The sequence below is a fragment of the Enterobacter sp. RHBSTW-00318 genome (genome assembly GCF_014101375.1).
In the GTDB taxonomy this organism is placed as follows: Bacteria; Pseudomonadota; Gammaproteobacteria; order Enterobacterales; family Enterobacteriaceae; genus Enterobacter; species Enterobacter ludwigii.
The window spans coordinates 156,519-173,417 of record NZ_JABXQH010000001.1 but is presented as its reverse complement, the minus strand read 5'-3'; the positions used below and the strand labels follow the sequence as shown (position 1 = coordinate 173,417).

20 protein-coding genes and 1 pseudogene are annotated in these 16,899 nt (G+C 53.0%); 11 read left to right on the top strand and 10 right to left on the bottom strand.

Features of this window, described 5'->3' with window-relative positions; translation table 11 throughout:
* Positions 1 to 8: 8 nt before the first annotated feature.
* Positions 9 to 197 (bottom strand): hypothetical protein, encoded by a 189-nt coding sequence (locus HV157_RS00955; protein ID WP_020884014.1) that lies wholly within the window; start codon positions 195 to 197, stop codon positions 9 to 11.
* A gap of 394 nt (positions 198 to 591) precedes the next feature.
* On the opposite strand from HV157_RS00955, the gene HV157_RS00950 reads away from it, so the two are divergent.
* The 4 genes from HV157_RS00950 to hslJ all read left to right on the top strand — a co-directional run bounded on the left by HV157_RS00950 (position 592) and on the right by hslJ (position 3,695).
* Positions 592 to 1,992, top strand: coding sequence for a cytochrome ubiquinol oxidase subunit I (locus tag HV157_RS00950; RefSeq protein ID WP_113656265.1), 1,401 nt, complete (start codon positions 592 to 594; stop codon positions 1,990 to 1,992).
* Positions 1,992 to 3,002, top strand: coding sequence for a cytochrome d ubiquinol oxidase subunit II (gene cydB / locus HV157_RS00945; RefSeq protein ID WP_032678254.1), 1,011 nt, complete (start codon positions 1,992 to 1,994; stop codon positions 3,000 to 3,002). Before HV157_RS00950 ends, cydB begins: the two co-directional genes overlap by 1 nt.
* A complete protein-coding gene (locus tag HV157_RS00940; RefSeq protein WP_014170274.1) occupies positions 3,002 to 3,130 on the top strand; it encodes a DUF2474 domain-containing protein in 129 nt (42 codons plus the stop codon). Before cydB ends, HV157_RS00940 begins: the two co-directional genes overlap by 1 nt.
* 127 nt (positions 3,131 to 3,257) lie before the next feature.
* Positions 3,258 to 3,695, top strand: a complete 438-nt coding sequence (gene hslJ / locus HV157_RS00935) for a heat shock protein HslJ (protein ID WP_014170275.1) — start codon at positions 3,258 to 3,260, stop codon at positions 3,693 to 3,695.
* Here hslJ and HV157_RS00930 read toward each other — a convergent pair whose 3' ends face one another.
* Positions 3,696 to 3,962, bottom strand: a complete 267-nt coding sequence (locus tag HV157_RS00930) for a DUF333 domain-containing protein (RefSeq protein WP_014170276.1) — start codon at positions 3,960 to 3,962, stop codon at positions 3,696 to 3,698.
* Positions 3,963 to 4,235: 273 nt separating this feature from the next.
* Here HV157_RS00930 and nifJ point away from each other — a divergent pair, with 273 nt between their 5' ends.
* From nifJ to HV157_RS00910, 5 genes are all read left to right on the top strand, one after another.
* The gene (gene nifJ / locus HV157_RS00925; protein WP_176587181.1) at positions 4,236 to 7,760 is read left to right on the top strand and encodes a pyruvate:ferredoxin (flavodoxin) oxidoreductase; all 3,525 of its coding nucleotides are present in this window, start codon (positions 4,236 to 4,238) and stop codon (positions 7,758 to 7,760) included.
* Between the two features lie 389 nt (positions 7,761 to 8,149).
* Positions 8,150 to 9,130: an IS5-like element ISKpn26 family transposase gene (locus HV157_RS00920; RefSeq protein WP_000019445.1), complete on the top strand. Its 981-nt coding sequence runs from the start codon at positions 8,150 to 8,152 to the stop codon at positions 9,128 to 9,130.
* Positions 9,112 to 9,324 carry a hypothetical protein gene (locus tag HV157_RS26410; RefSeq protein WP_341767533.1) on the top strand — a complete coding sequence of 71 codons (213 nt, stop codon included), beginning with the start codon at positions 9,112 to 9,114 and terminating at the stop codon, positions 9,322 to 9,324. Before HV157_RS00920 ends, HV157_RS26410 begins: the two co-directional genes overlap by 19 nt.
* Positions 9,325 to 9,352: 28 nt before the next feature.
* The gene (ompC, locus tag HV157_RS00915; RefSeq protein ID WP_020884010.1) at positions 9,353 to 10,462 is read left to right on the top strand and encodes a porin OmpC; all 1,110 of its coding nucleotides are present in this window, start codon (positions 9,353 to 9,355) and stop codon (positions 10,460 to 10,462) included.
* Between the two features lie 143 nt (positions 10,463 to 10,605).
* A complete protein-coding gene (locus HV157_RS00910; RefSeq protein WP_063934306.1) occupies positions 10,606 to 10,812 on the top strand; it encodes a hypothetical protein in 207 nt (68 codons plus the stop codon).
* Between the two features lie 58 nt (positions 10,813 to 10,870).
* Here HV157_RS00910 and HV157_RS26145 read toward each other — a convergent pair whose 3' ends face one another.
* The 5 genes from HV157_RS26145 to HV157_RS00890 form a co-directional block, all read right to left on the bottom strand.
* The gene (locus HV157_RS26145) at positions 10,871 to 10,948 is read right to left on the bottom strand and encodes a hypothetical protein (RefSeq protein ID WP_223263916.1); all 78 of its coding nucleotides are present in this window, start codon (positions 10,946 to 10,948) and stop codon (positions 10,871 to 10,873) included.
* Positions 10,949 to 11,017: 69 nt separating this feature from the next.
* Positions 11,018 to 11,431, bottom strand: coding sequence for a GFA family protein (locus tag HV157_RS00905; RefSeq protein ID WP_047356426.1), 414 nt, complete (start codon positions 11,429 to 11,431; stop codon positions 11,018 to 11,020).
* 3 nt (positions 11,432 to 11,434) lie between these two features.
* Complete coding sequence (locus HV157_RS00900) at positions 11,435 to 11,632, bottom strand: hypothetical protein (protein WP_014170281.1); 198 nt, start codon at positions 11,630 to 11,632, stop codon at positions 11,435 to 11,437.
* A gap of 134 nt (positions 11,633 to 11,766) precedes the next feature.
* Entirely contained in the window at positions 11,767 to 12,216 is a 450-nt protein-coding gene (locus HV157_RS00895; protein WP_020884006.1) for a hypothetical protein, read from the bottom strand.
* 144 nt (positions 12,217 to 12,360) lie between these two features.
* Positions 12,361 to 12,705 carry a DUF1294 domain-containing protein gene (locus HV157_RS00890; RefSeq protein ID WP_047356425.1) on the bottom strand — a complete coding sequence of 115 codons (345 nt, stop codon included), beginning with the start codon at positions 12,703 to 12,705 and terminating at the stop codon, positions 12,361 to 12,363.
* A 93-nt stretch (positions 12,706 to 12,798) separates the two neighbouring features.
* On the opposite strand from HV157_RS00890, the pseudogene HV157_RS00885 reads away from it, so the two are divergent.
* Positions 12,799 to 12,939, top strand: a pseudogene (locus HV157_RS00885) (tyrosine-type recombinase/integrase); the annotation flags it as partial.
* 114 nt (positions 12,940 to 13,053) lie between these two features.
* On the top strand, positions 13,054 to 13,989 hold the full coding sequence (ttcA, locus tag HV157_RS00880; protein WP_032678259.1) for a tRNA 2-thiocytidine(32) synthetase TtcA: 936 nt from the start codon (positions 13,054 to 13,056) through the stop codon (positions 13,987 to 13,989).
* Between the two features lie 50 nt (positions 13,990 to 14,039).
* Here the strand turns inward: ttcA and dbpA are convergent, their stop codons facing one another.
* The 3 genes from dbpA to zntB all read right to left on the bottom strand — a co-directional run bounded on the left by dbpA (position 14,040) and on the right by zntB (position 16,881).
* Complete coding sequence (gene dbpA, locus HV157_RS00875; RefSeq protein WP_014170312.1) at positions 14,040 to 15,413, bottom strand: ATP-dependent RNA helicase DbpA; 1,374 nt, start codon at positions 15,411 to 15,413, stop codon at positions 14,040 to 14,042.
* Between the two features lie 27 nt (positions 15,414 to 15,440).
* Entirely contained in the window at positions 15,441 to 15,623 is a 183-nt protein-coding gene (locus HV157_RS00870; protein ID WP_020882481.1) for a hypothetical protein, read from the bottom strand.
* Positions 15,624 to 15,897: 274 nt separating this feature from the next.
* Positions 15,898 to 16,881, bottom strand: coding sequence for a zinc transporter ZntB (gene zntB / locus HV157_RS00865; RefSeq protein WP_032680913.1), 984 nt, complete (start codon positions 16,879 to 16,881; stop codon positions 15,898 to 15,900).
* Positions 16,882 to 16,899: the final 18 nt, after the last annotated feature.

The following is a 16,899-nucleotide window of genomic DNA, read 5'->3' as shown; positions in this document are numbered from 1 at the left end:
CAGATGCATTACTTACGCAGTTCGGTGACGTTACGCTGAGCGTGGCGGGCAGCGGCCAGATGATCGAGGGTAATCATCGACGATTTGCAAAAAATGCATTTTGCACCGAACGGGTTTTTCTCAGACACATCAAAAGCTGAGGTACGGTACTGCGAACCATGGCAGCATGGGCAGCGGAAATGGATATAAGAAGTCATAGGATTCTCCTGTAAACGTAAAAACGTTAATTGCTTAATGGGCCCTTCAGGCGATAGTGGTTTGAAACAAAAACTAATCGGAGTGTAGAAAAAGACCCAAGAGAGGCTGCGGAGAGGCACAACGTGATGAGAACTGCTTTATAAAACTACGTCAGATGTTTATTTGGACTCAAACCCAGAGGGCCATTAACGCATGATGTTGATAACAAGGCAAGCTGTTTAATGCATAAATTTCATAAAAATAATTTTTTTATTCTTTCATGCAAGCTATATCAGATGTGCAAAGCGTGATGTTTTCATGAACTGTTATAGGTAAATTTCGCTTTTCTGCGTCTGATACTCGTTATTTCGCCCCTATACCATAACAGCACACCGTTTGACATTGAGGTTGTGCATGTTTGGATTAGATGCTTTTCACCTTGCACGGATACAGTTTGCTTTTACCGTATCCTTCCACATTATTTTCCCGGCAATCACCATCGGTCTGGCGAGTTATCTCGCAGTGCTAGAAGGCCTGTGGCTGAAAACCAAAAACCCGGTCTGGCGTTCGCTGTACCATTTCTGGTCGAAGATTTTTGCCGTTAACTTCGGTATGGGCGTGGTCTCCGGGCTGGTCATGGCCTACCAGTTTGGGACCAACTGGAGTGGGTTTTCACAATTTGCCGGCAGTATTACCGGCCCGCTCCTGACCTACGAAGTGCTTACTGCCTTCTTCCTCGAGGCAGGATTCCTCGGCGTTATGCTGTTCGGCTGGAATAAAGTCGGGCCGGGTCTGCATTTCTTTGCAACCTGCATGGTGGCGCTGGGGACCGTTATCTCAACCTTCTGGATCCTCTCATCAAACAGCTGGATGCAGACGCCACAGGGCTTTGAAATCGTCAACGGACAGGTGGTGCCGGTAGACTGGTTTGCCGTGGTGTTTAACCCCTCCTTCCCGTATCGCCTGCTGCATATGTCGATAGCGGCCTTCCTGAGTAGCGCCCTGTTTGTCGGCGCATCCGCAGCCTGGCATTTGCTGCGCGGAAACAACACCCCCGCCATCCGTGCGATGTTTTCCATGGCGCTGTGGATGACCCTGATTGTGGCTCCCCTTCAGGCGATGGTAGGTGATATGCACGGGTTGAACACCCTGAAGCACCAGCCCGCCAAAATAGCAGCCATTGAAGGCCACTGGGAGAACCCACCGGGTGAACCCACCCCGCTGCTGCTGTTTGGCTGGCCGGATATGGAACAGGAGCGCACCCGCTTTGGGCTGGAGATCCCGGCGCTTGGCAGCCTTATTCTGACGCACAGCCTCGACAAACAGGTTCCGGCACTGAAAGAATTTCCAAAGGAAGACCGGCCAAATTCCACCATCGTCTTCTGGTCATTCCGCATTATGGCGGGCTTAGGCATGCTGATGCTGCTGCTTGGGGTGACGGCACTCTGGTTACGTTATAAAAAACGCGTGTACGCTTCGCGTCCCTTCCTGTGGTTTGCTCTCCTGATGGGACCCTCCGGGCTAATTGCCATCCTGGCCGGATGGGTCACTACCGAAGTGGGCCGCCAGCCGTGGGTCGTCTACGGGCTTCAGCGAACGAAGGATGCGGTTTCTGCCCATGGTGACTTGCATATGAGCGTGAGTCTGCTGGCCTTCTTCGTCGTCTACACCTCCGTATTTGGCGTGGGTTACAGCTATATGGTCCGCCTGATTAAAAAAGGACCTCAGCCTCATGAATCGTTTGCCACCGAGTCCGATGGACGTCCCGCACGCCCGCTTTCTGCCGTTACTACTGAACATAAGGAGCAACCATAATGGGTATCGATCTTTCCATTATCTGGTTTGTTATCATCGTCTTTGCCACGCTGATGTATATCGTGATGGATGGTTTTGATCTGGGGATAGGTATCCTGTTCCCGGCTACGCCTGATGCCGACGATCGCGATGTGATGGTGAACAGCGTTGCGCCGGTCTGGGACGGCAATGAAACCTGGCTGGTGCTCGGCGGTGCAGCGCTGTTTGGCGCGTTTCCGCTGGCCTATGCGGTCATTATTGATGCCCTCACTATTCCGCTGACGTTAATGCTGATCGGACTTATTTTCCGGGGCGTGGCATTTGAGTTTCGTTTTAAAGCCACGCCGGCACACCGCCCTTTCTGGGATAAAGCGTTTATTGGCGGCTCGATCCTGGCGACCTTTACCCAGGGCATGACGGTGGGCGCAGTGATCAACGGCTTTAGCGTCACCGGGCGTGCCTACAGTGGCGGACCGTTCGACTGGCTGACCGTTTTTAACCTGTTCTGCGGCGCAGGTCTGGTGGTGGCCTACGCGCTGTTAGGCTCGACATGGCTGGTGATGAAAAGCGAAAACGCGCTGCAACAGCGAATGCGACGGGTATCCAGAACGCTACTGATCCTGCTTCTGGTATTCATTGCAGCAATCAGCCTCTGGACGCCACTGGCGCAGCCGGCCATCGCCGCGCGCTGGTTTACCCTGCCGAATCTCTTCTTCCTGCTGCCCGTGCCGGCGCTGGTGGTGATCCTGAGCCTGTGTCAGTGGCGTTGCCTGAATAACCCAGAGAGCCATCATCTGCCGTTTATCCTGACGTTAGGGCTGATTTTTCTCGGCTTTAGCGGACTTGGGATCAGCATCTGGCCGCACATTATTCCCCCGTCAATCACGCTCTGGCAGGCGGCGGCTCCGACACAAAGCCAGGGCTTTATGCTGGTGGGCGCGTTGTTGATCATTCCCGTGATTCTGGTCTACACCTTCTGGAGTTACTACGTGTTTCGCGGAAAAGTACAGCATGGAGAGGGTTATCACTGATGCAACAACCTTTCTGGAAAAGAGTCATGTGGCTGGCCATTATCTGGGGCGGCAGCGTACTGGCACTGGCGGCGGTCAGTATGCTCTTTCGCATGTTAATGACGGCCGCAGGGTTTAAATCGCACTGATCGTATTGCGGGCAACGCCAACGTTGCCCGGTACCCGCCCGCACTTTCAGATAAACCCCATTAACGCACGGCAGAGTATCGTTACACTGAAAAAAAGATTCACAGTATCTATCGTCTGAGAAGAAAAATGAAAAAGCTCATTGCGTTAAGTGTTATCAGTCTTGTCCTCACCGGGTGCGTTAATCCTGGTAAAGCCTCCGTTCAGCCGGACCAACTTAAGAGCCACCGTTTTGTGCTGGAGAATGTGGACGGGAAAGCCGTTAAGGCCACGACAACGCAACCAGAGATCAGCTTCAAAGCCCTGTCTGATATCAGTCTGGTTAATAACATTAGCGTTTCCGGCGTGATGTGTAACACGTTTAACGGACAGGGGAAATTGTCCGAAGGTGAGCTCAAGGTCAAAACGCTCGCCATGACGCGCAAGCTCTGTACCGAACCACAGTTAAACGAACTGGATCAGGCCATTGGCGACATGCTGCGCAAAGGGGCGCAGGTCGACCTGACTGAAGACCAGTTAACGCTGGCGACAGCCGATAAAACGCTAATGTTTAAGCGTGCGGAGTAATCAGTAGTTTCCGCAGGATCCTACGGCAAGCGACTGTTCACTGCAGCGTTTGCCGTTTGGCAATGCGCACATCCCGATAGCTGAGCCGTCAAGCTGGCGGGCAACAGACAGCGAGCCGCCAATCATCGCGCAGTTGGCTTGTCCGGAGCTGGACATCGCCGCTTTCATTCCCGGCGTTACGTGTGCCGCCGTTGCCTGCTGAACAGGTTCACTGCTGCATGCCGATAATAATAACGCGGCACACCCGACCCAAAATGCTGAACGCATGCTCTCTCTCCCCCATTAATAATGCGAAACCTATGCATAATAGGCATCACATGCCGTGTCGTCGAGAGCGAAAGTGCGTATTTATGCGCTCCTGAAACAATTTCTCGCAATTTTTTCGCCAAAAGATTGATCTACTCATTGATGTCGAGAATACCGAGGACACAAAAGCGAAAATCGTAAAATCCGACCTTTGCTAAACTAAGGGAATAATATTCAAAGCCCGTTGTGTTTTTTTCGGGCTCCTTTTTTTGCGCAATGTAAGGGTGTTGTCCTATGCAAACTATTGACGGTAATGGTGCAGTCGCGTCCGTCGCGTTTCGCACCAGTGAAGTTATCGCCATCTACCCAATTACGCCAAGTTCTACGATGGCCGAACAGGCCGATGCCTGGGCGGGCAACGGACTGAAAAACGTCTGGGGCGACGTCCCAAGAGTTGTGGAAATGCAGTCTGAGGCTGGCGCTATCGCGACCGTCCACGGGGCGCTGCAGACCGGTGCTTTGTCGACGTCATTCACGTCGTCGCAGGGATTATTGTTGATGATCCCGACGCTCTATAAACTGGCAGGACAACTTACCCCGTTTGTGCTTCACGTTGCCGCACGAACCGTTGCGACACACGCCCTCTCCATCTTTGGCGATCACTCAGACGTGATGGCCGTCCGCCAGACCGGTTGCGCCATGCTGTGCGCCAGCAGCGTTCAGGAAGCACAGGACTTCGCGTTAATTTCGCATATGGCGACGCTGAAGAGTCGCGTGCCCTTTATTCATTTCTTTGATGGTTTTCGTACCTCTCACGAAATCAATAAAATCGTTCCGCTGGCAGACGACACGCTCCTCAATCTTCTGCCGCAAGCGGATATCGACGCGCATCGCGCCCGTGCGCTGAACCCGGAACACCCGGTGATCCGCGGGACATCGGCCAACCCGGATACCTATTTCCAGTCCCGGGAAGCAACGAACCCGTGGTACAACGCCGTTTATGATCACGTTGAGCAGGCGATGGATGATTTTGCCGCGGCCACCGGACGGCAATACAAACCGTTTGAATACTACGGTCATCCGCAGGCGGAACGGGTCATTGTGCTCATGGGGTCAGCCATTGGCACCTGTGAAGAGGTAGTGGATGAACTGCTGACCCGTGGTGAAAAAATCGGCGTGCTCAAAGTGCGGCTCTACCGACCGTTTTCCGCGCGACATTTGCTCTCCGCCCTGCCGGAAAGCGCGCGCACCGTGGCGGTGCTCGATCGCACTAAAGAGCCTGGCGCCCACGCAGAACCTCTGTATCTGGACGTCATGTCCGCGCTGGCTGAAGCGTTTAATTGCGGTGAGCGCGAAACACTGCCGCGCGTGATCGGGGGTCGCTATGGGTTGTCCTCCAAAGAGTTTGGCCCGGACTGTGTGCTGGCGGTGTTTAATGAGCTGAGCGAGGCTAAACCAAAACCGCGCTTTACCGTCGGTATTTATGATGACGTGACCAACCTCTCTCTGCCCCTGCCGGAAAACACGCTGCCTTCCACCGCAAAACTTGAGGCGCTGTTTTATGGACTGGGCAGCGACGGTAGCGTCTCCGCGACCAAGAACAACATTAAGATTATCGGGAACTCCACGTCGTGGTATGCCCAGGGGTATTTTGTCTACGACTCCAAAAAAGCAGGCGGGCTGACCGTTTCCCACCTGCGTGTCAGCGAGCACCCTATCCGCTCGGCGTACCTTATCTCGCAGGCTGATTTTGTGGGCTGTCACCAGCTGCAGTTCATCGATAAGTACCAGATGGCAGAGCGCCTGAAACCGGGCGGTATTTTCCTGCTCAATACGCCATACAGCGTGGATGAAGTCTGGTCGCGACTGCCGCAGGAAGTGCAGGCGGTGCTGAACCAGAAAAAAGCCCGCTTCTACGTCATTAACGCTGCAAAAATTGCCCGCGAGTGTGGCCTTGCCGCGCGAATTAACACCGTGATGCAAATGGCCTTCTTCCACCTGACGCAGATCCTGCCGGGAGACAGCGCGCTAATGGAACTGCAGGGGGCGATTGCCAAAAGCTACAGCAGTAAAGGTCAGGAGCTGGTCGAGCGTAACTGGCAGGCGCTGGCGCTGGCACGCGAGTCTTTATTTGAAGTACCGCTGCAAGCGGTTGATGCGTCCAGCCCGAACCGTCCACCGGTGGTTTCTGACGCGGCACCGGATTTCGTGAAAACCGTGACGGCAGCCATGCTGGCCGGGCTGGGTGATGCCCTTCCCGTCTCCGCGCTGCCACCGGATGGCACCTGGCCGATGGGCACCACGCGCTGGGAAAAACGCAACATCGCCGAAGAAATCCCCATCTGGAAAGAGGAGCTGTGTACCCAGTGCAACCACTGCGTAGCAGCCTGCCCGCACTCGGCCATTCGTGCCAAAGTGGTCTCCCCGGAAGCGATGGAAGACGCCCCGGCCAGCCTGCATTCACTTGATGTGAAATCCCGTGATATGCGCGGACAGAAGTATGTTCTGCAGGTCGCTCCGGAAGATTGCACCGGATGTAATCTGTGCGTTGAGGTCTGTCCGGCGAAAGATCGTCAGGATCCGGACATCAAAGCCATCAATATGATGTCGCGCCTCGAGCATGTCGAAGAAGAGAAGGTAAATTATGACTTCTTCCTGAACCTGCCGGAGATCGACCGCAGCACGCTGGAGCGTATTGATATTCGTACCTCGCAGCTCATTACTCCGCTGTTCGAGTATTCAGGCGCCTGCTCTGGCTGCGGTGAAACACCGTATATCAAGCTGCTCACGCAACTGTACGGCGACAGAATGTTGATCGCTAACGCCACGGGCTGTTCATCAATCTATGGCGGTAATCTGCCTTCCACGCCGTACACCACCGACGCCCATGGCCGCGGTCCGGCATGGGCGAACTCGTTGTTTGAGGATAACGCCGAGTTTGGTCTGGGCTTCCGTCTGACCGTTGACCAGCACCGCGCACGCGTGATGCGGTTACTGGAACAGTTTGCCGGCCACATCCCGGCGGAGCTGAATGACGCATTGCACGCCGATGCAACGCCAGAACGTCGTCGTGAGCAGGTTGCGGAACTGCGCAACGCTCTGCAGGGCGTAGAAGGTGCCGGGCAACTGTTGACCGACGCTGACGCGCTGGTGGAAAAATCAATCTGGCTGATTGGCGGTGACGGCTGGGCGTATGACATCGGCTTTGGCGGGCTGGATCACGTGTTAAGCCTTACCGAAAACGTCAACATTCTGGTTCTGGATACGCAGTGCTATTCCAACACCGGTGGCCAGGCGTCAAAAGCTACTCCGCTTGGCGCAGTAACTAAGTTTGGTGAACACGGCAAGCGCAAGGCGCGTAAAGATCTCGGCGTCAGCATGATGATGTACGGCCACGTGTATGTCGCGCAAATCTCGCTGGGCGCGCAGCTGAACCAGACGGTGAAAGCCATTCAGGAAGCGGAAGCCTACCCGGGTCCGTCGCTGATCATTGCCTACAGCCCTTGTGAAGAGCATGGCTACGACCTGGCACTCAGCCACGATCAGATGCGCCAGCTGACCGCAACCGGCTTCTGGCCGCTCTACCGGTTCGACCCGCGCCGCGCCGATGAAGGTAAATTGCCTCTGGCGCTGGATTCACGCCCGCCTTCCGATGCGTTGGCCGAAACGTTAATGCAGGAACAGCGCTTCCGTCGCCTCAACGCGCAACAACCAGAGGTGGCCGAGCAGTTGTGGAAAGATGCCGCCGCCGATCTGCAAAAACGGTATGATTTCCTGGCGCAAATGGCCGGAAAAGCGGAAAAACCCACCCGCGACTGACTCTCCCTCTGCCCGGCTTGTCCGGGCATTTTTTTGCCATAAAAAAAGCCCGCTGTATTCACACCGGGCGAGTCCAGATAATTAATGAATATCACGTTAATTCACTAAATGACATTCACATAAATTATGGATGAAAAATCTTAAAGGCATATAACGCCGCTGAGATTATCTGATTTAAGGGGCAATTAATAATTTTTATTTAATATGATTAGCTTTAAATCATTCATAAAGCCAATGACTATTTCCGCCGCATAATCCGGTTAAGAATTAACTTAACTCGTAACAATTATATTTTATTGTTCTTGGTGAGGAGTGATTTAGGGAAGGTGCGAACAAGTTCCTGATATGAGATCATCATATTCATCCGGAGCGCATCCCAGAGGGACATCATGAGCCATCAACTCACCTTCGCCGATAGTGAATTCAGCACTAAGCGCCGTCAGACCCGAAAAGAGATTTTCCTCTCCCGCATGGAGCAGATTCTGCCATGGCAGAATATGACCGCTGTCATCGAGCCGTTTTATCCCAAGGCGGGCAATGGCCGACGGCCCTATCCGCTGGAGACCATGCTGCGTATTCACTGCATGCAGCATTGGTACAACCTGAGCGACGGTGCCATGGAAGATGCCCTGTACGAAATCGCCTCCATGCGCCTGTTTGCCCGATTATCCCTGGATAGCGCCCTGCCGGATCGCACCACCATCATGAATTTCCGCCACCTGCTCGAGCAGCATCAACTGGCCCGTCAATTGTTCAAGACCATCAATCGCTGGCTGGCCGAAGCAGGCGTCATGATGACCCAAGGCACTTTGGTGGATGCCACCATCATTGAGGCACCCAGCTCTACCAAGAACAAAGAGCAGCAACGCGATCCGGAGATGCATCAGACCAAGAAAGGCAATCAGTGGCACTTTGGCATGAAGGCCCACATTGGTGTCGATGCCAAGAGTGGCCTGACCCACAGCCTGGTCACCACCGCGGCCAACGAGCATGACCTCAATCAGCTGGGTAATCTGCTTCATGGAGAGGAGCAATTTGTCTCAGCCGATGCCGGCTACCAAGGAGCGCCACAGCGCGAGGAGCTGGCCGAGGTGGATGTGGACTGGCTGATCGCCGAGCGTCCCGGCAAGGTAAAAACCTTGAAGCAGCATCCGCGCAAGAACAAAACGGCCATCAACATCGAATACATGAAAGCCAGCATCCGTGCCAGGGTGGAGCACCCGTTTCGCATCATCAAGCGGCAGTTCGGCTTCGTGAAAGCCAGATACAAGGGGCTGCTGAAAAACGATAACCAACTGGCGATGTTATTCACCCTGGCCAACCTGTTTCGGGTGGACCAAATGATACGTCAGTGGGAGAGATCTCAGTAAAAACCGGAAATAACGCCAGAAATGGTGGAAAAAATAGCCTAAATAGGCTGATTCGATGTGTTTGCGGGAAAAAAATCGGCCCAGATCCGCGAAATTTTAATCAACGAGTCAGCTTGGGAAGACATGACCTGCTTATTCGCACCTTCCTTAGCATGAGACAGCTTTCTCGTGTGGAAAGTTCAATACGTAATTAAATAAAAACAACTGCAAAGGAATTCCAAAATGCAAAGAAAAGTACTGGCCCTGATGATTCCAGCGCTGTTAATGGCTGGCGCTGCGCATGCTGCAGAAATTTATAATAAAGACGGCAATAAATTAGATCTGTACGGAAAAGTAGATGGTCTGCATTACTTCTCCGACGATGCCTCTAAAGATGGCGATCAAACTTATATGCGTCTGGGCTTCAAGGGTGAAACCCAGATCAACAACATGATGACCGGTTACGCCCAGTGGGAATACAACATCCAGGCCAATAACACTGAAGGGTCTAATAACCAGTCATGGACGCGTCTGGCCTTCGCCGGTGTTAAAGTCGGTGACTATGGCTCCTTCGATTACGGTCGTAACTATGGCGTTCTGTACGACGTGGAAGGCTGGACCGATATGTTGCCTGAATTCGGTGGTGACTCTTACACCAATGCAGACAACTTTATGACTGGCCGTGCCAACGGGGTCGCAACCTACCGTAACACTGACTTCTATGGTCTGGTACAGGGTCTGAACTTTGCCCTGCAGTATCAGGGTAAGAACGAAGATGCCAGCAACAACCAGGAAGGCACCAACAATGGTCGCGACACGCGCCATGAGAACGGTGACGGCTTCGGTATCTCCACCACCTATGACTTTGGCATGGGTATCAGCGCGGGTGCTGCCTATACCTCTTCTGACCGTACCAACGAGCAGGTGATGAATACCACTGCCGGTGGTGATAAAGCGGATGCCTGGACTGCAGGCCTGAAATATGACGCCAACAATATTTATCTGGCGGCAATGTATTCTGAAACCCGCAATATGACCCCTTATGGCGATAATACGGATGCCGTGGCCAATAAAACGCAAAACATTGAAGTGACCGCGCAATATCAGTTCGACTTCGGCCTGCGCCCGGCAATTTCTTATCTGCAGTCTAAAGGTAAAGACCTGGCCAACGGTCAGGGCGATCAGGATCTGGTTAAATATGCTGACGTAGGCGCAACCTACTACTTCAACAAAAACATGTCCACCTACGTTGATTATAAAATCAACCTGTTGGATGAAGATGACAGTTTCTACAAAAATAACGGCATTAGCACGGATGATGTCGTTGCATTAGGTCTGGTTTACCAGTTCTGATCCCAAGAGCCCGCATCGTGATGCGGGCTCGTTATTTTCGTTGCGACGCCTGAAGCCAGCCCTCCTCTTCTCTCCCATCATATTTCCCTCTCTTCGCGCCTGTCGGCTCAGTGAATGTGTGAATCATCTCAAAAGGAAAATTTATGACGGTGTCGTTAAGGGTAAGTTTAAAGAAACCCGTGTACACTCACCTTATAGACTTTGCTTCATTAAGGATAACTGCATTGTTTGGTCGTGTATCAGTTGCCGTACTTACCCTTCTGGCGATTATATGGATGGCGTTAATTTTTGATTTTGGTGGTGTCGTTGGGCATCTCGGCGCGCTGTTGAACCATCTGGATGGCAGTTAAGGTTTCCCCCAAACAATACGCCACCAGCAGGGCCGGTGGCGGGAAACGTATCAACGGACTATTTTTTGACCGGCTGAGGCTTTTTATCACCTGACTCAGGCGCCTCACGCGGATCGTCTTTCTCAACATACAGCATATTTCTCTCCTGTTTCGGATACCCACTCCCCACTATAGGCCGCATTGTTAAAATCTGGCCAGGCGGCAGTTATGCTTCTTTTTGACGAAAAGAGAGGTAGCCGAAAACCCCGCTGTCGCCATCCGCGGGATGATTAACGCCGTCCATCACCGTCACTTCGGCAAAATCAAAGGGGGTCACATTTTCAAAACAGGCCACATTCACGCCGTATTCGTTGGGATTTGAACGCCGCTGATGGAAGGTATAAATCCCGCAGACCGAGCAGAAGAAATGGCGGGCTGTTCCTGTGTTAAAACGATATTCCGTGAGCTTATCCGCCCCTTTCGTTACGGTAATGCCCGACAGCGGTGCCGAGACCACCACGGCGCCCCGCATCCGGCAAAAAGAGCAGCTGCAGCGCCGGGCGGTATTTAATCCGTCTGAGAGTTCAACGGTAAACGCCACCGCGCCACAATGGCACTGTGCATGACGAATATCAGCCATCGGTTACACCCCCTTTCTCACGAGCTCGGCAGCCTTAACGAAAACCTCATCTTCAACGCCATCGCCTTTCTGTCTGCCGAGTCTGACCAGTTCACTCACAATACTGTCGCGATGGATGGGTTGCTGTGCTGAAACAAGACCGATAACGGCGGCACCAATTGCCAGTCCCACTAATCCCGTTTGTTCATCTTTGTTCTTCATGTTTGTGCTCCCTTGTACAACACAAAAAGCGTAGCAGGATTGTGGTAAAACGTGGCGTTGTCACGGATGCTATTTATTCTGTGATACAGGGCGTAACCCCTTAGCTAACAGGTGATGAGGTCGAGGTGTACGTGTCAGAATCGCGGCGCGAGGCCGTATTTGGGCGCATTAATGTTCGCGGCCCAGACCTTGATGTCGTTTTGAAGAAGTAAGGTAAAATCCGATTTCAGATGGTTAACCATGCCGTTAACGCTCTGTGCATCTTTCACCGAAAAATGCTCTATCCGGTTCTGCCCGACCTGAACACAATAATACGTGGCCGGAAGCACTTTGCCATTCACGTTAAGTTCTTGTCGGGTCCCGCCACAGCGCCCTTCGGTGATATAGGAGACCAGCAAATTTGCTGATTTCCGCTCAGGCTGGGAGATGCTCAACATGACCGGGAAACCGTCTGAAGTCTGGGTCATATCGTAAAGAACAGCATTTTTTATATACCAGGTATTATATTCCCGCTCCTGAAAAGCTGACCTCGAAGGCGCAGAAACGACCACCAGCATTGCCAGTGTAATAGTTTGAATTTTCATGAGATGTTGTCATCCGTGTCGTTGCACACATTATTCAGATCGTGCAAAAAACAGCAACACCTTAAGAATATTCCTACTACTATTGGCAGTCGTTTTTAGTTATCTACCGTGGTCAGCGCGTTATTGCATTCCGTTTGTACACGCTCAGTACGTTAAAACAGGAAAGAGTTGGTACACCGCCACCATCGCTGAAATACTGACGATGACACTGACAATGAAGTAGGTTTTGAAGGGCTGCTTTTGCGTTTTATGGCGAAACAGTTGCTGACCTATAATCGCCCCGGGCCATCCGCCGATAAGGCCAAATACCAGCAGTGTGGCTTCCGGCACTCTGCGCATGGCCCTTCGCGCCGCCATTTTGTCGGCGCCATACATCGCTAACGTCAGTACGTTGATAAGCAGGAGCCACAGGATGAACGGATGCGAGGTGAATAGACTTCCAATTGCGGCGATCAACAGAAGCAAATAACTAAAGCGATTGAGGGTCATAGCACAAGCCACTGGAATGTTCAGAGTATGTCGAAGCCGCATTATACGCGATATCACAAAGCAAGGTTGCTGCCATCCACAATTCAAAATCCTGTAAAACGTGCTGGCATTCGGCGCAACAATCCGTACCATACACGGCACACTTTCGCATGCTGGTGGTTAACCGCAGGCGCTGACCCGTCTTTTATTGCCAGTCAGATGGGGCACTAAAATGCGCAGAGGGTGTTTGAAATCTAAGCTTCATAGAGTGAAGAGATGAACAGCAAAGAGTGGGCAATGCGGAAAGAAGCTGCCCCTCTAAACCGTTTGCCCCACTGGTGCCCCATTTGAAATTTGAGTACAGATTAAATGCAACAAAATCAAGATATTAATAAGAAAGAGCAATACAACCTGAACAAACTGCAAAAGCGTCTGCGCCGTAACGTTGGTGAAGCCATTGCAGACTTCAATATGATTGAAGAAGGCGACCGCATTATGGTCTGCCTGTCAGGTGGTAAAGACAGTTACACCATGCTGGAGATCCTGCGTAATCTTCAGCAAAGCGCGCCGGTGAAGTTTTCCCTGGTGGCGGTTAACCTCGATCAAAAGCAGCCTGGTTTCCCGGAGCACATTCTGCCGGAATACCTGGAAAAACTGGGTGTTGAGTACAAAATCGTAGAAGAAAATACCTACGGGATTGTGAAAGAGAAGATCCCGGAAGGCAAAACCACCTGCTCGCTCTGCTCTCGTCTTCGCCGCGGCATCCTGTACCGTACCGCGACAGAACTGGGTGCAACCAAAATCGCACTCGGCCATCACCGCGACGATATCCTGCAGACGCTGTTCCTGAACATGTTCTACGGCGGCAAGATGAAAGGCATGCCGCCAAAACTGATGAGCGATGACGGCAAACACATTGTGATCCGCCCGCTTGCCTACTGCCGCGAGAAAGATATCGAGCGGTTCTCTCAGGCCAAAGGGTTCCCGATCATTCCATGTAACCTGTGCGGCTCTCAGCCGAACCTGCAGCGTCAGGTGATTGGTGACATGCTGCGTGACTGGGACAAACGCTACCCGGGCCGTATCGAAACCATGTTCAGCGCGATGCAGAACGTGGTGCCTTCTCACCTCGCGGACGTTGAGCTTTTCGATTTCAAAGGCATCAACCATGAGTCGGAAGTGGTGAATGGCGGCGATCTGGCGTTTGACCGGGAAGAGATCCCCGTGAAACCTGCTGGCTGGCAGCCAGAAGAAGATGACAATCAGTTTGAAGAACTGCGCCTGAATGTCGTAGAAGTGAAATAGTGAAATAACGCAAACGCGTCTCAGACCACCGTCTGAGACGCGTTTAAACCTTATTTCAGCAGACGAACGCGACAGGTTTTACCCTTGATTTTCCCGTTCTGCAGCTGTTTCCAGGCCTTATGGGCAACCGACTGGCGAACAGCAACATAAACATGTGCAGGATGTACCGCAATCTTGCCGATATCCGCCCCATCCAGCCCCACGTCTCCGGTCAGCGCACCGAGCACATCACCCGGACGCATCTTGGCTTTTTTACCGCCATCAATACACAGCGTTGCCATTTCAGCTTCCAGCGGAACGAGACTGACGTTGCCCGGTGCATTCACCCAGTTAAGCTTAATCTGCAGCATTTCAGACAGAATATTGGCGCGCTGCGCCTCTTCCGGTGCGCAGAAACTGATGGCCAGACCGCTGTTTCCGGCACGCGCAGTACGGCCGATACGGTGAACGTGTACTTCAGGATCCCATGCCAGCTCGTAGTTCACGACCAGCTCAAGCGATTTAATATCCAGACCGCGCGCCGCCACGTCGGTGGCAACCAGCACGCGGGCGCTGCCGTTGGCGAAACGGACCAGCGTCTGATCGCGATCGCGCTGTTCCAGATCGCCATGCAACGATAACGCGCTCTGACCTGCGGCATTCAGGGCGTCACAGACCGCCTGACAATCTTTTTTGGTGTTACAGAACACCACGCAGGAAGCGGGCTGATGCTGACTGAGCACCTTCTGCAGGAGCGCGATTTTTCCATGCTGGGACGTTTCATAAAACTGCTGCTCGATAGCAGGCAGCGCATCAACACTGTCAATTTCGATGGTGAGCGGATTTTTCTGCACGCGGCCACTGATTGCGGCGATCGCTTCAGGCCAGGTCGCCGAAAATAACAGCGTCTGACGGTCTGCAGGCGCGAAACGGATCACTTCATCGATAGCATCGCTGAAGCCCATATCTAGCATCCGGTCTGCCTCATCCATGACCAGCGTGTGTAATGCATCCAGCGAGACCGTACCTTTTTGCAGGTGGTCGAGCAGTCGGCCAGGCGTCGCCACAATGATGTGTGGTGGATGCTGAAGCGAATCACGCTGTGCGCCAAACGGTTGTCCGCCACAGAGGGTTAAAATCTTGGTGTTAGGCAGGAATCGCGCCAGACGACGCAGCTCGCCCGCGACCTGGTCCGCCAGTTCGCGGGTTGGGCACAGCACCAGAGACTGCGTCTGAAACAGCGCAGCATCAATATGCTGTAGCAGACCCAGACCGAAAGCCGCCGTTTTTCCGCTCCCTGTTTTAGCCTGAACGCGTACATCACGCCCCTCAAGAATGGCGGGCAATGCGGCCGCCTGAACAGGCGTCATGGTGAGGTATCCCAACTCGTTGAGGTTATCGAGTTGGGCGGCGGGCAGTACATTCAGGGTTGAAAAAGCGGTCACAATAGTCTCTCGTGGTCATCTTTGCGGTCAGATGGCGCGTATCCTCGCAGATCTCGGGGTTCGATGCGACAATTTAATCGGTTCTTCATCGGGCGGCGGGTCAGGCATGGGTTGCGGACGCGGAACAGGATCGGGCATCGGCGTCGGATCGGTGGGGATCGGATCGGACTGACGTGAATACTGCAGTTGCAGAGCGAGTAAGATGCTCATCATTCCCTCCAGGTTTTACTGACGTCCCTTTTAGGGTAGACGCTGGGGAACAGGAGGCAAAAAAAAGCCGACTAGTTAAGTCGGCGTCGTACGAATCAATTGTGCTATGCAGTAATTCAAAAAAGGAAGTAAGACAATATGGAGCGCAACGCCCATCGCTTGACGTTGCATTCACCTGCGGGAGTAATATTGCACCTTACGGGGTCATTGTTTATTGACTTCGCTCAATTAAAAGAGCGTTTTGATCTCCGTAAAAGCTGAAAAAAGCGTAAATTTACAGCCATTTACTACGATGCAACCACCATGCAACACCACCGATCAAAACAACTAACATGACGCAAAATGTGGTAAAGCCATAATGGGCCGCGCCGCCGGGAATTCCGCCCAGGTTCACGCCAAACAATCCCGTCAGGAATGTGCTCGGCAGAAAGACCATTGCCATCAGCGACATCGTATAGGTTCTTCTTGCCAGTGACTCCTGCATCACCTGCGCGATTTCATCCGCCATGACGCCCGTGCGGGCAATACAGGAATCGATTTCATCAAGTCCGCGGCCCAGCCTGTCGGCAATATCCTGCATTCGGCGTCGCTGATCGTCATTCATCCAGTTGAGCCTTTCGCTGGACAAACGCGCGTATACGTCCCGCTGTGGCGTCATATAACGGCGCATGACAATTAACTGCTTACGCAGAAGCGCCAGAAAACCGCGCGGCGGGATCTGCTGATCGAGCAGGTTATCTTCGAGGTCGATGATTTTATCGTGCAGCTCTTCGATAAACTCACTCGCATGGTCAGTCAGCGCGTCGCAGACGTCCACCAGCCAGCTTCCGCAATCGGTCGGCCCGGTGCCCTCTTTCAGATCGTTCACGATATCATCCAGCGCCAGAACTTTACGCTGACGGGTGGAGACAATCAGACCATCGTCCATATAAACACGCATCGCGACCAGCTGGTCAGGACGTTCATCGGTGCTGCCGTTAATGCAACGCAAAGTGATGAGCGTGCCGTCCCCCATTCTGCTCACACGTGGCCGCAGGCTTTCACCCGCCAGCGCATCACGCACGTTGTTCGGCAGGAGCGGCGTCGTGGCCAGCCAGTCGGCACTGTCCGGATGGGTATAGTTAAGGTGTAGCCAGCAGGGATGCTCATTATCAATAACATCGTTGTCTTCCAGCGGTCGGGCACCGCCACGACCATCCAGCACCCAGGCAAAAACTGCATCAGGAACGTTTAGTTCTGATCCTTTTATACTCTCCACCGCGCCTCCCCCTTTTCA